The organism is Colwellia sp. M166 (genome assembly GCF_024585285.1).
In the GTDB taxonomy this organism is placed as follows: domain Bacteria; phylum Pseudomonadota; class Gammaproteobacteria; order Enterobacterales; family Alteromonadaceae; genus Cognaticolwellia.
In genome coordinates this window covers 1,225,295-1,239,207 of sequence record NZ_CP040755.1, presented here as the reverse complement: position 1 = coordinate 1,239,207, position 13,913 = coordinate 1,225,295, and the positions used below count along the sequence as shown (strand labels likewise).

Here is a 13,913-nt window from a genome sequence, read left to right as displayed (position 1 = left end):
CTCAGCTAAAACCCTTAAAGAAGATTAAAGGAAAAGTCGATGGAAATAATTATTCTCGGCGTATCGATGTTTACCGTGATAGTACTAGCATTAGTGATGGTGATTTTATTCGCCAAGTCTAAGTTAGTTTCTTCAGGTGACGTTACGATCAGCATCAATGGCGACCCAGAAAAAGCAGTAGTCACTGCTGCTGGCGGTAAGCTTTTAGGCGCCTTGGCTGACCAAGGTATTTTTATACCTTCAGCCTGTGGTGGCGGTGGTACTTGTGGCCAGTGTCGTGTAGAAATTCATTCAGGTGGTGGTGATATTTTACCAACTGAATCAGGTCATATAAACAAGCGTGAAGCAAAAGAAGGTTGTCGTTTAGCCTGTCAAGTAGCTGTTAAACAAGACATGGATATTGTACTTGAAGATGAAATCTTCGGTGTTCAACAATGGGAATGTGAAGTTATTTCTAACGATAACAAAGCAACCTTCATTAAAGAACTTAAATTACAAATCCCTAATGGCGAATCAGTACCTTTCCGTGCTGGTGGTTACATTCAAATTGAAGCTCCAGCTCATCACGTAAAATACAGCGATTTCGATATCGATGAACAGTATCGTGGCGATTGGAATCATTTTGGTTTCTTTGATGTAGAATCAAAAGTGGATACTGACACCTTGCGTGCATATTCAATGGCGAACTACCCAGAAGAAGAAGGCATTATCATGCTGAATGTTCGTATTGCTACGCCGCCTCCAGGACGTTTGCATTTACCAGCAGGTAAAATGTCGTCTTATATTTTCAGTTTAAAAGCGGGTGATAAAGTAACTATTTCAGGTCCCTTTGGTGAATTCTTCGCGAAAGAAACTGATAATGAAATGGTATTTATTGGTGGTGGTGCTGGTATGGCGCCGATGCGTTCACACATCTTTGATCAACTTAAGCGTTTAAAGTCAAAACGTAAAATGTCGTTCTGGTATGGTGCTCGTTCTAAACGTGAAATGTTCTATGAAGATGATTACAACGGCCTTGCTGCTGATAATGATAACTTTAATTGGCATGTTGCGTTATCTGATCCACAACCAGAAGATAACTGGGGCGGCATGACAGGTTTTATTCATAATGTACTTTATGAAAACTACTTGAAAGATCATGAAGCGCCAGAAGATTGTGAGTACTACATGTGTGGTCCCCCAATGATGAACGCTGCAGTTATTCATATGCTAAAAGATCTTGGTGTTGAAGATGAAAACATCATGTTAGATGATTTTGGTGGCTAATTAGCGCCAACGAATTCATTAAGTGAAAAGGCGGCCTTGGTCGCCTTTTTAATACCTCATTCTTATGGGCGTTGAAACATTTATCAAGCTAGATTTATTTAGTTAAGGCATACCAAGCTTAAGTGTATGTCTTAACTAAATAAATTTTATGAGGATATTGTTATGCAATATAGTTTTAATCAGAATAGACGCAAGTTGGTCGTTAAATTATTGGCGTTAACCGCTGTACTGTTAGTGCTTGGAGGTTGTTTTCCAAGTAACGATCTCGCTCGTCAAGAATATCTCATGCAAGGAAATACCATGGGCACGACTTATAATATTAAGGTCGTTGGTGAAAATATTGATAGCGTTAAATTGCAGCAAGGTATTGATGAAAAACTTAAACAGCTGAATCAAGAAATGTCGACTTATATTAATGATTCTGAATTGTCGACATTCAATCAGTCGAGCTCACTTGCGCCGGTAAGCGTTTCTCCAGGTTTGGCGCGAGTGCTTAAAGAAGCTATCCGTTTAGGCAAACTAAGTGAAGGGGCACTTGATGTTACTGTCGGACCTTTGGTTAATTTATGGGGCTTTGGCCCTGAATATCGCCCTGAGACAGTACCAAGTGATGAATTACTAGCGCAAACTAAGGCGCGTGTAGGTTTAGATAAACTGGTATTTGAACAGGGTATGTTGAGTAAAAGCATTCCAAATCTTTATGTTGATTTGTCTACTATTGCTAAAGGTTATGGTGTTGATTTAGTAGCAGAATTTATTGAAGCTAATGGTATCAATAACTACTTAGTCGAAATTGGTGGTGAAATGCGGCTGAAAGGCTTTAAACATACGGGTGAACTTTGGCATGTTGCTATCGAAAAGCCGTTAACTAATGAGCGTGCTGTTCATCAAATTATTATTCCAAAAGATAACGCTGTCGCCACATCGGGTGATTACAGGATTTACTTTGAAGCTGACGGCCAACGATTTTCGCATATCATAGACCCAAAAATTGGAAAGCCAATCAACCATAAACTGGTCTCAGTTACAGTAATACACCCGTCTTCAATGACAGCAGATGGTTTATCGACTGCCATGATGGTGATGGGAGAAGAGAAAGCGCTAGCGTTTGCCGAAGAAAATGATCTTGCTGTTTACATTATAGCGAAGACAGATCATGGCTTTGTTGAACAAAGCACGGTAAAATTCATGCAATACCTCAAGTAGGTTTGCACTTTTTTATATTAATGATTCAAAGCTTAGTTTTGCTGGCAAGTTTTGAGAAGTAATAAAATAGGTTTGTAATTATTATGGCTATATTTTTAATCACTTTAGGTTTTTTTCTCGTTATTGTTATGGCAATGGCAGTGGGGTATATTTTTCAAAAGAAAACCCTTGCTGGTAGCTGTGGTGGCCTAGCAAATGTGGGTATTGAAAAATCATGTAATTGCGATAATCCATGTGAAAAGCGTCAAGAACGTGAGCGCGTTGCAGCAATGGAAATTGGCAATATTAATGTGAAAAATATTTGATTTTATAACACCGGTAACGTTTAGTTATCGCTAAAAATTGTTCAATGTAGGCGTTATAGAATTAGGTATTAAAAAGGTGAGCATAGCTCGCCTTTATTATTTCTGGCAGATAATAATATCTATCTACTCATGGTTTGACCGGCTTAAGTTATGCGTTCAATAAGCCAATAACTTGCGATAATAGCAATAGCAACATTGAGCGTAAGTACCAACTTAGTTTGGTACCAATTCTTCGCCCTAAAAGGCAGCAAGCATATAAAAGCTAAAGCGATAACGGTCAATTGTCCTAGTTCAACACCTATGTTGAATGAAATTAAACTAAGTGCATACTGACTTTGTGGTAAGCCAACATCAGCTAACACTGAAGCAAAGCCTAAACCATGCAATAAACCAAAAGCAAATATTATTGGCATACGGCTATGACTTATTTTGTTATTTTTTGCCCGATATATATTTTCTAATCCGACATAGACGATAGATAGGGCAATAAGTGGCTCTACAATATTGCTAGGCAGCGATATTATGCCATAAATGCCTAACGCTAAGGTTATGGTGTGCGCTAAAGTAAATGCTGATATTTGCCAGATTAAGGTACTACGCCGTTTAGCAAAGAGAAAAAGCGCTAAGACAAATAGAATATGATCTAGCCCTCTAGGTAAAATATGCACAAAGCCTTGGTAAAGGTAATCGCTAGCAAGCGTTAATATCTTAGTGAGTGTATTACTTCTATCTTCTCGCTTGGTATTTACTGTACTGATTTGATAACGATTACTTAATGCTGCAGTGCTCAGTATCTCTTGCTCAGGTCGAACGACCTTGAGTATTACGTTACCTAATAGTGGTGAAAAACGAAGAGTAACCGTATTCATATTTTCAGGAATATTCCCCGTAGCCTGTAATTGTGCCTTATATTCAGATAAGTTGACTTGTTGAGACAAAATCCGTTTTAACTGCTGTAATTCTAAACCTTTAAAACTGCTGATACTCTGGGCAATGTTATCAAAGTAGATACTTGATTGCTGGCTGAGAATATTCTTAAGTTGTTCAAGGAGTTTTTTCTGCTCTAAAAAACTCTGTTGATTAAGTGCCTTTATTACTTTGTCATCATCGCCTGAAATATTTAAGTGTTTTTTTAGGATATGAATAAAGTCAACGGTCACGGTCAACTGGTAGTGTTCACCATTCTCTAATGATAAAGTTGCTTGATTAATATCATCAGTATGAGCAAAGCTAGCGTTTGAAAAAAGTATCGAGAAAAATAAAGTGATAAAAAAATAAAAACAGGACAGTGTGCGGGTATGCAAAATAAAAACCTTTCTAATGTTAAAAAATAGCGTTAAACAAGCGCATCTTCCCTAAAATTAAGCGAATTGTCTACTTAGAAGGCCGTTTTTATCTTCATTATAAAAATACTAATAACGCAGCATATCTGCTATTACCGCTTTTGATTATCAGTGTAACGAAGAACATTTTTTTTATATTATGATTTATCGCAAAAAGATTTAAAAATATAAGCGACAAGCTGATTTAGAGGATTATAATAGCGCGGATATTTTAGCATCGTTGACGGCTTATTTGGCGGTGAATGATTTAATATTACGGGCTAGCTATTCGCTCAGTGCTTATCACTGTTATAGCAAGAGTGAAATACAATAGTCTAATTAACATTTTAACTAACCCTAACTGTACCAATTTAAAAGCAATTTTACTTTTTGGTTAACGGTAATAATCAGAACAATTTATTGTTCATTAGGTACTTATGTTTAAAAAGATACTATTAATCCTGTTACTTTCCTGTCTTTCTTCTACTTCTTGGGCATCAGGTCCTGGCAGCATTGATTTAACCAATTCTATATTTGGTTTTACCGCACTGATTTTATTTTCAATTGCTTATTTGCTTGTTATTGGTGAAGACTTAATTCATTTAAGAAAATCTAAACCTGTGCTTGTTGCCGCCGGTGTTATTTGGTTGATTATTGGCTGGATATATACGCAAAATGGTATTCCATTAGAAGCTGAAGAGGCTTTTAATCATAACTTACTCGAATATGCACAATTATTATTATTTCTTCTGGTTGCTATGACATATATAAATGCCATGGAAGAACGAGGTATCTTTGATGGCTTGCGCTTATGGATGGTTTCTAAAGGCTTAAGTTTAAGAGCCTTGTTTTGGTTGACGGGTATTTTAGCCTTTGCTATTTCTTCATTTGCCAACAACTTAACAACCGCTATGTTGATGTGTGCAATTATTTTAAAAGTAGCATCTCAAGATAAAAAATTCATTAATATTGCTTGTATTAATATTGTTATTGCCGCCAATGCCGGTGGGGTATTTAGCCCTTTTGGCGATATCACCACCTTAATGATTTGGCAGTCAGGATTAGTTAAGTTTGAGCAATTTATTGTTTTATTTATTCCATCTCTAGTTAATTTCTTGGTGCCGGCCATTATTATGAGTTTTTTCATCTCAAATGAAAAATCGGCTCCAGTAGTAGATGAAAAATTCAAAATTAAAAGGGGAGCAAAACGTATTGTATTGCTCTTTATTCTTACTATCGCTACGGCAGTGTTATGTCACAGCCTAGTTAATATGCCGCCAGTACTAGGTATGATGATGGGACTTGGCTATTTGAAATTTTTAGGATTTTATTTACGGATGAGCTTACCTCGCTCTTTAGATAAAAAGCGGACACTGGCCGAAGCAGAAAACGATGAGGAAGAGTTGAAAAAACTTGGCAACATTATTCCTTTCGATATTTTTGATAAAATAGCGCGGGCTGAATGGGATACCTTGTTGTTTTTCTACGGCGTAGTAATGTGTGTGGGGGGGTTAGGCTTTATGGGCTATTTAAGCCTAGTTTCTGAGGCGTTATATAGTAATTGGAGCCCAACTTATGCCAATATTGCTGTTGGCGTGCTGTCGGCAATTGTCGATAATATTCCGGTGGTATTTGCTGTATTAAGTATGAATCCTGTTATGGATCTACAGCAATGGCTACTAGTAACGATGACCGCAGGTGTTGGTGGTAGTTTATTGTCAATTGGCTCAGCGGCAGGTGTTGCGTTAATGGGGCAAACAAAAGGTGTTTATTCATTTATGGGGCATCTGAAATGGAGTTGGGTTATTGTTTTAGGTTACGCGGCGAGTATCGGGGTACACTTTTTAATTAATGGCTAAACAGTTTCCTGGTTGACATTAACTGACGATAAAGCCTTTGCATACCTATTATTACAGTTAATAATAGGTAATTAACGTTCCAAGTCTTTAACAATAGCTCTCATTGGCGGCTGTTGTTTTTTCAGGAGAAGGCTTATTCAACTTAAAAATGCTTTAATCACTGTATAAGTTTTGTAATATAGTTGTTTTCTGTGAAACGCGAGTGACAAAGCGCGGAGTGTCTTTAAATTTAAATATAGAGCGATAAAAAATTTAAAAAGCTCAACTGTCTCTAATCTTGGCTGCTTTTCTATGCCGGCTCTTACTCTTTCTTTATCTTAGTACCTTGGGATTTATTACCGAATGCCTAACAAAGTATGGTAAGTCCACTGTATGCTTTATTGACGAAAATTTATAATATGATAAGATGGCTGTATATATATACAGTTGTTCGGGACTGTAGTTTATACGCTTTATTAATATTAATACCAATTTCACTAAGCTCTGAGTGGGGACAAACTTGGTATAACTTGGGGATAGAAAATGCTGAATACTAGCCCTTCGACAAGGAAGATAATTGATCTAAATATCGCCTATGATGGTCAATGTAGAACTGTGCAATATATAACAACTCTAATTAATGCATTTCTCCTACAATCTTTAACGGTCTTATTTTTTCGTATAAAAAGTTCATCTATGTTTTCTCGTCGAGGCTGCTGATGAGAAAGATCATTCACGTAGATATGGATGCATTTTATGTATCCGTTGAAATTAGAGATGAGCCAAGTTTAGCTGGAAAGCCTGTAGCTGTTGGTGGCAAATCTGATCGACGTGGCGTACTTTCAACATGTAATTATATTGCACGACAGTATGGTGTTAGTTCAGCAATGGCAACAGCATTGGCATTGAAAAAATGCCCTGATCTTATCGTTGTTCCCGGAAGAATGCATGTGTATAAAGAGGTAAGCCAGATCATTAGAAGTATTTTTGAACGCTATACCGATATAATTGAACCGCTTTCGTTAGATGAAGCCTATTTAGATGTAACCAACTCTGATTTACATCATGGCTCAGCAACGTTAATAGCTCAAGAAATAAGAGAGGAAATTTACCAGGCAACTGGGTTAACTGCTTCGGCAGGAATTGCTCCATTGAAGTTTATCGCGAAAGTTGCTTCTGATCTAAATAAACCTAATGGGCAATGCACTATAGGGCCAAACGACGTTTATCGTTTTATTGAAAAGTTGTCTTTAAAAAAAATCCCTGGTGTTGGTAAAGTCACATCTGAAAAACTACAAAAACTCGGTTTTGAAACATGTGGCGACATTAGAGCATCCGATGAGGCTTTCTTGGTAAGTAAGTTTGGTAAGTATGGCCAAGTTCTTTGGCACCGGAGTCATGGAATTGATGAGCGAGAAGTTCAAGTCAGCCGAATAAGAAAATCTGTTGGGGTGGAAAGGACCTTTGAATATGATATGAGCATTAGCCATGAAATGGCTGATGTTCTTAAGCAAGAGTTAATACCTGAACTTAAGAGAAGGGCGGCTAAGTACTTAGCGAATAGAAAGGTTAATAAGATTGGTGTAAAAGTAAAATTTCAAGACTTTCAACAAACGACAAAGGAACAGGCTTGTACAGAAATAAATATTGATTTATTTCTCAAGTTGTTAAGTGAGGCTGTCAGTCGTGGAAAAGGCAAATCTGTTAGATTATTAGGTGTTCATATTGGTCTTGCTGATGAGAAAGTAAATGAATTACAGCTTGGCTTAGATTTATAATCGCGCTTTGGGGCTATTAGCAAAATAGAAACAAGCTAGCTTCGGATGCAGTGTTATCAAGCTTTCATTTTCTCTAGTGGTTTTCAAAAGTTTGTACTTTTTTAGACTAAGCCAACGCGTCATTTATAGTCATACATCGCAGTTTTTTGTGCCGCATAAATAAAGCCACTTCCTCTTTCTGATAAATATTCATTCTATTTTTGTGATTAGAATTGCTCTTATTAAGATTTGTGATGAGTTATGACGGTTTTCGAAGAAAATACATTCAATCACAAGTGAAATTAAATTGTCAAAAACTAGCACTTTTAATTTTTTAATTTATGTTAATGTACAATTGTTCCTCAAGTCAAAACACCAAATGTTTCCGCTATAACCACAGGCTACTTTTATTACATCAAGCGAGATGATTACTCATTTACTCGCTTTTTTATCGATCTCAACATTTTACCGATCAAGCCGTTAGTTACAAAATTTAAGGACCTATTATGATCACAGCTAAATTGAAAGAATTAAATTATGACTTACTTAATGCCAATGACTACGAGACATACTTCATTGATGAGTGTATTACCTTAGTGAGAATACTTTCTGAATGTGCTTGGAAATCCATTTCAAAACATACAAAAAAACAACCAGTTGTAGTATGGAATGAAAGTTCAACAGAAGATAACGACCATGCTGTTTTTATGGCCAGTACTAGTGATGGTCAAGTAGCCATCTTTAACTTTAAAGATAAAGTTTATACCCAGTCAGGTAAGTTTATATCATTCTACCAATGGCTAAAAAAGCACTATCAGCTGCTACCTTACCTAATGCCCATCGGTACAAAATATAATATTCTAGCCATTACTATTCACTCTGAAAGACCTATTGCAGATAAATGTTATGAAGACATTTTAGAAGAAGATGAGCTGTTCTATGAAAGTGACGGGTTAATGCGCTGTGCACACGCTAGAGCCGCGGCAATAAAACTCGACGGCATGCTAGTGCGCTATCTTCTCGATACTATAACTTTTGACGAACGGGCCTTAGCCTTAGCTTGTGAACCCATGGCTATAACCTTGTTTCTTGATGCCACGGCAGAAGAAAGGCTATCAGCGATAGAAAAAATCCATTCATTGTTTGCGACATAGATGCTATTAACTTAAAAGCGCTTACTCTGGCATTTAATGCAAGCAGTACAGATGGAGCAAAACTAACCGCAGTAAAATTTAATCAAATCACTAAAGACGAGCAATTTTTACCAATTAAAGATAAAGAATCCTTTATAAAAAGCATTTCAGTTGAAAATATGCCTGATTCTATAATTTTTGATATTGATGATAGCCTAGTTTTTTGTTTCAACTGATACCAAGTCTATTAAGTTTTGCTCCCGAAGGTTGATTTTAAAAGGCTTACAGGCCGCGTTATTGATTTCGATAAGGTTCTCACAGGGATGTGAATCATTAGAACAACGCAGGAGCAGTTGTCGAGAATAACCATTACCTTCAATCAATGCTTTACCTACAGGGACGTACTTAGGTTCAGTCTAGAACTGTGAACCTGTGCCTCTAAAGCTTTTAAATTTCACTCAGTGGGAACAAACTTAGTTGAATTGGTATGAGACTACAAAATCGCCATTCACAACTTGTTTGCGACAATTAATGACGCAGCTGTAATTTATAATAATTTCAAAGCTAATCAATGAGAAAAATAATGGAAGAACTTTTGCAAACACGAGCAGAAATACTTATTACTGTCGTTGGTATTGGAGGTTGCGGTTGTAATACCGTTAATATGTTACATGAAAGCAATCTAGGTCATAGTGTTAATTTACTTGCCGTTAATACAGATTTAGCAACGCTGAACTTCATCGATGTTGAAAATAAAGTGTTGATAGGTGAAAACTTAACCAATGGCTATGGAGCTGGTGCAGACCCTGCTGTTGGATTGAAAGCCGCACAAGAAAGTGAGGAAGCCATAGAAAATGCGCTTCAAGGTAGTGATGTAGTTGTTATTACCGCCGGTTTTGGTGGTGGAACAGGCACAGGCGCTAGCCCCTTGGTGGCGAAAGTAGCTCGTGAATTAGGCATAAGTTGTATAGCAATTGTGACCTTACCATTTGAAAGTGAAGGTAAAATGCGTATGGATTACGCGTTACAAGGATTAGGTGATATTAAGGAGCCAGCACAAGCCTTTATTACACTATCCAATGATTTACTGCTTAAAGGGCTTTGTGATAGTGTCGGGCTATTTTCTGCTTTCAAGCAAAGTAATGACGTATTAAAAAATTTAGTTTCAGCCTTGGTTCAAATGTTTACTCAAACAGGTTTCATAAATGTTGATAAAAATGATTTTTCAAGAATATTATCATATGAAGGGGAGTCGATACTTGGCGTCGGTAAAGCTGAAAGCGAAGACCAATACCTAGAAGCTTTAGAGCAAGCGCTTAATAATCCACTGGTATCTATTGCCAATATTGACACCGCAAAAGGCATTATTATTCAGATCGTTTGTCGAGAAGAGATACAATTATCGACATACGACGGTATACCTAAACAAATTCGTTCTAAATTAGCCAATGAATCAGCCCTTATTGTTGTTGGTGTAACCTTAGATCCCAATTTAGATTCAGCCCTTGAGATCTTATTGATAGCATCAGGAATAAGCTGTGCGGATAAGCAAGTAAGTAACAAAGAACAAACCAAGAAAGTTTCATATTTAGATGATGATTTATCTTTTATTCGTCATGAAAGTAGCTCAATTGAAAGTAATGAACAGGTAGCTTCAGCTGAGGCTGATTATACTGATATCCCAGCAATAACGAGAAAGCTATTAGAAGCTCAACGATTAAACGATTTAGCCCAAGTAAAGGTGTGATCTAGTGTATTTCTAATGCAAAATTTATTGATACTTAGTGAGTAACTCTTGCGCTAGTGCTTTAAAATATGTTCTTAAAACGTTAGGTTCTAGCACTTCTATCGAGCTGCCCAGACCACGTAAAAAAGCCCGTAGTTTTGGATTATCTTCAACAGTTGCACTAATTTTTACTAGTTCCGAATTTTCAGTTTCAATCGTTGTTTGATTATCACTGAACTTACCATTACTCATAACAAAGTAACTGTCTTTACGAGCTAACAGAACGAGTGATATTTTTTCATGTCTAAGGTTAGAGCTGAAATATGAGTTTTTTATTTGTTCGAAATTAAACTGCTCTGGAACGCTGACCTCAACATCATCTATCTCAACATTTTTAATAAAAGCGATGGGGAATTTGTAAATTTTTTGATGAAAGCTTCCTATGCTACATATCAAGGTTACAACATTTTCTCGTTGAATTAAGCCTAATGGGTTTATGTGCTGATAGCGTTTCCAGATAGGATTTTTATTAGCCAATAAGTAACGTTTTAAATCTGCTGATATTTGTTTCTTGAAGTAAATTGCTTGCTTGATGATAGATAATGCTTCCTCATCAGGTAACGGTAAAGACACCAGATTATTACTATTAATTAAAGCAACTGAGTTTTTCCAGTGAGAGATCAAGGGAGATTTTTCATTTTTAATGATAATGTCTGCTTTTTGAAAATATGCAGAAAGATCATCTAAGGTCGACTCTGGCAGTAAAGTGCCCGCCACTTCTTTTAACGTTGAAAATGCCAACGCAGAATTAGCATCCATTAAAGAAATATTAAGTTTTTTCCAGTTTAGGTTGATTGACCAGCCATAAGGTTTTGAGCGCTTATCTACTTCAAGCCCAAATATACCTAAAGATTCAATCGCTTCTAGGTCACGCTGTATTTTTCTAATAACTAGCTTTTCATGGCCGTAAGACTCAAGTAAATCAAGTAGTTGCCGTGTAGAGATTTTATTAGGGGAGCGTGGAATATGATCAAGTAAATCTAATCGTCGCTGAAATGCTAACAAAGCCTGAGCCTCTAGTATGATTAATCAATTATATTAGAGGCTATCATACTAATGCGACAATAAGTGTCGCACTAGTTGTTATTAAATACAAAAACCATGGTAGTAAGGTATAGTCTTGTTTTAACTTAATTAAATTTTAATATTTTAATTAAACTGCCTGTTTTTATTAAACCGCATTAAGGAATGTCTATGTTTGGAGTACGAGTTTTTGACACTGTTTTAAATGAAAACCACAAAGATACTGTAACAAGAAATGCAGCTGATTTTTGGAAGCCATTTTGCCAATCAGCTGGTTGGGATTTTAATTATGAAAGAGTGCACTCTTTACAGGATTTAGAATACTTTCTATCAAGGAAAATAAAAGAAGATATTATAATATTCTCAGGTCATGGTGAATATGATGGCTTTCATTTAACGAATAAAAGTTGTTTTGATGGGGATAATTTAAAACCGTTACCTGAAAAAAACCATGGGAAATTAGTTATATTTTCCTCCTGTCTCATTGGTAAGAATGAAGAGTTGGCTCATAGCCTAAAAACATATTTTAAAGCCTCGGCATTAATTTCGTATCGTGAGCTTATGATGGACCAATTCTGTTTCTTATATGAATCCACACTATTATCATTTATTGAACACAAGTTAAGTAAGAAAAAGAACAGTTTTACTTTAAATGATTTTTCAGAGTTCCAAGGTTATACAGAATTTATGAAGAACATGAATAAAGAAAATGCAAAATTACACCCGATGGTTTGGACCTGATTCATCGGGTATTACATCTACGTTATGAATCTAAAACAATAGAGTTATTTACTTGTACAGAACATATTTAATATTCTTAAAGGGACTATCCTATCGATGAGTTGGTGAGGGAATTTTCATGATAATGTTGTAGCTGAAAGTTTTCTAGCCACCATCACAAAGCAGATTATTAAAAATAAGATATACTCAACACGTAACGATGGGAAGTTGAGGTAGTTAATTTACTGTCTACGAATTTCTTAAAGCATCAAATTACATTAGTAAGCTATGGACTTCCCAGACTGAACTTGGTACAGGTTATTTACGTAACATAAATCTGAAAAAGTCCAATGTAAATTAAAGAAATTTATTCGCCGTACTAGGGTCTATTCTGTAGTTGTTGAGTTCAATTTACTTTTATTACTAAATCATTTTTATATAAAATATAACGGGAAAATTATGTTGAGAAAATCTTTAGTGACGTTGGCACTGTTATTGGGCGTTTCTGCGGTTGCATCGGTTGCCGCACAAGATATGGCTGATGCCAATATAACGGTACAACCGGCTGCCGGTGATGTTTATATGCTACAAGGTCCCGGTGGTAATATTGGTGTATTAGCAACAGAAAAGGGCTTATTGCTGGTTGATGACAAGTTTGCGTCTTTAGCTGAGAAAATTGAATTTGCGATGAAGGGCATTGAAGATAATGAACTTAAGTATGTGATCAATACTCATTATCATGGTGATCATACTGGCAGCAATCAGTTCTTTGCTCATAAAGCACCTATATTTGCCCATGAAAACGTCCGTAACCGTTTAAGTAGTAAAGCTGGGCTTAGTGCTGAAAGTTTACCGGTTGTTACTTACAAAGATGGCATTACCATTTATTTAGATAATGAAGAAGTCCAGCTAACGCATTTGCCCGCGGGACATACCGATGGCGATACGTACGTGTATTTTAAAAACGCTAATGTTTTGCACACGGGAGATTTATTTTTTGAAGTCGGTTTTCCTTACGTTGACCTAAAAAGTGGAGGCAGTATTAAAGGCTATTTAGCCAGTGTTCGCCATATGATAGCTAACACGCCAGATGATGTAGTGATAATTCCTGGTCATGGCAAATTAACTAATAAAAAGCGTCTAGTTGCCTTTGCTGAAATGATGGCTTATAGCATTGATAAAGTCAGTAAAGCATTGGCTGCGGGTAAGTCTGAAGCAGATATTGTTGCACAAGGTATTGGGGAGAAGTATCAGCATTTATCTTGGTCATTTATCACCGAAGAGAAATGGTTAAAAACTTTAATTGCTGATTTAAAGTAAACAGTATCAACTACAATAGTAATAGCAAGTCTGTTAAGTTTGCTCCCGAAGCGGGATTTTAATAGGCTTACAGGTCGTGTTATTGATTTCGATAAGGCTCTCACAGGGATGTGAGTCATTAGAACAACGCAGGAGCAGTTGTCGAGAATAACCATTGTCGAAATCAACACCTTGCCTAAATGGATGTAGCTACTTAGCTTCAGTCTGGAACTGTGAAGCTGTGCCGCTAAAGCTTTT

At 36.5% G+C, this 13,913-nt stretch carries 11 protein-coding genes; 9 read left to right on the top strand and 2 right to left on the bottom strand.

Annotated elements, in window-relative coordinates; genetic code table 11:
* Positions 1–39: 39 nt before the first annotated feature.
* The 3 genes from nqrF (at position 40) to nqrM (ending at position 2,777) form a co-directional block, all read left to right on the top strand.
* Positions 40–1,266, top strand: a complete 1,227-nt coding sequence (gene nqrF / locus FGD67_RS05590) for an NADH:ubiquinone reductase (Na(+)-transporting) subunit F (RefSeq protein WP_257174065.1) — start codon at positions 40–42, stop codon at positions 1,264–1,266.
* Between the two features lie 162 nt (positions 1,267–1,428).
* On the top strand, positions 1,429–2,472 hold the full coding sequence (locus FGD67_RS05585) for an FAD:protein FMN transferase (RefSeq protein ID WP_257174064.1): 1,044 nt from the start codon (positions 1,429–1,431) through the stop codon (positions 2,470–2,472).
* 83 nt (positions 2,473–2,555) lie between these two features.
* On the top strand, positions 2,556–2,777 hold the full coding sequence (gene nqrM, locus FGD67_RS05580; protein WP_257174063.1) for a (Na+)-NQR maturation NqrM: 222 nt from the start codon (positions 2,556–2,558) through the stop codon (positions 2,775–2,777).
* 143 nt (positions 2,778–2,920) lie between these two features.
* Here nqrM and FGD67_RS05575 read toward each other — a convergent pair whose 3' ends face one another.
* Positions 2,921–4,081: a HupE/UreJ family protein gene (locus tag FGD67_RS05575; RefSeq protein WP_257174062.1), complete on the bottom strand. Its 1,161-nt coding sequence runs from the start codon at positions 4,079–4,081 to the stop codon at positions 2,921–2,923.
* Positions 4,082–4,536: 455 nt separating this feature from the next.
* Between FGD67_RS05575 and nhaD the strand changes: the two genes are divergently transcribed.
* The 4 genes from nhaD (at position 4,537) to FGD67_RS05555 (ending at position 10,574) form a co-directional block, all read left to right on the top strand.
* Positions 4,537–5,958, top strand: coding sequence for a sodium:proton antiporter NhaD (nhaD, locus tag FGD67_RS05570; protein ID WP_257174061.1), 1,422 nt, complete (start codon positions 4,537–4,539; stop codon positions 5,956–5,958).
* Between the two features lie 698 nt (positions 5,959–6,656).
* Positions 6,657–7,715: a DNA polymerase IV gene (gene dinB / locus FGD67_RS05565; protein ID WP_257174060.1), complete on the top strand. Its 1,059-nt coding sequence runs from the start codon at positions 6,657–6,659 to the stop codon at positions 7,713–7,715.
* A gap of 485 nt (positions 7,716–8,200) precedes the next feature.
* A complete protein-coding gene (locus FGD67_RS05560) occupies positions 8,201–8,848 on the top strand; it encodes a hypothetical protein (RefSeq protein WP_257174059.1) in 648 nt (215 codons plus the stop codon).
* 562 nt (positions 8,849–9,410) lie between these two features.
* Positions 9,411–10,574 (top strand): cell division protein FtsZ, encoded by a 1,164-nt coding sequence (locus FGD67_RS05555; RefSeq protein WP_257174058.1) that lies wholly within the window; start codon positions 9,411–9,413, stop codon positions 10,572–10,574.
* A gap of 24 nt (positions 10,575–10,598) precedes the next feature.
* On the opposite strand, the gene FGD67_RS05550 is transcribed toward FGD67_RS05555, so the two are convergent.
* Positions 10,599–11,618, bottom strand: coding sequence for a YafY family protein (locus tag FGD67_RS05550; RefSeq protein WP_257174057.1), 1,020 nt, complete (start codon positions 11,616–11,618; stop codon positions 10,599–10,601).
* Between the two features lie 189 nt (positions 11,619–11,807).
* Here FGD67_RS05550 and FGD67_RS05545 point away from each other — a divergent pair, with 189 nt between their 5' ends.
* Both FGD67_RS05545 and FGD67_RS05540 read left to right on the top strand, forming a co-directional pair.
* Positions 11,808–12,377, top strand: coding sequence for a hypothetical protein (locus FGD67_RS05545; RefSeq protein ID WP_257174056.1), 570 nt, complete (start codon positions 11,808–11,810; stop codon positions 12,375–12,377).
* A 438-nt stretch (positions 12,378–12,815) separates the two neighbouring features.
* Positions 12,816–13,676, top strand: a complete 861-nt coding sequence (locus tag FGD67_RS05540; RefSeq protein WP_257174055.1) for an MBL fold metallo-hydrolase — start codon at positions 12,816–12,818, stop codon at positions 13,674–13,676.
* The last annotated feature ends 237 nt before the right edge of the window (positions 13,677–13,913 follow it).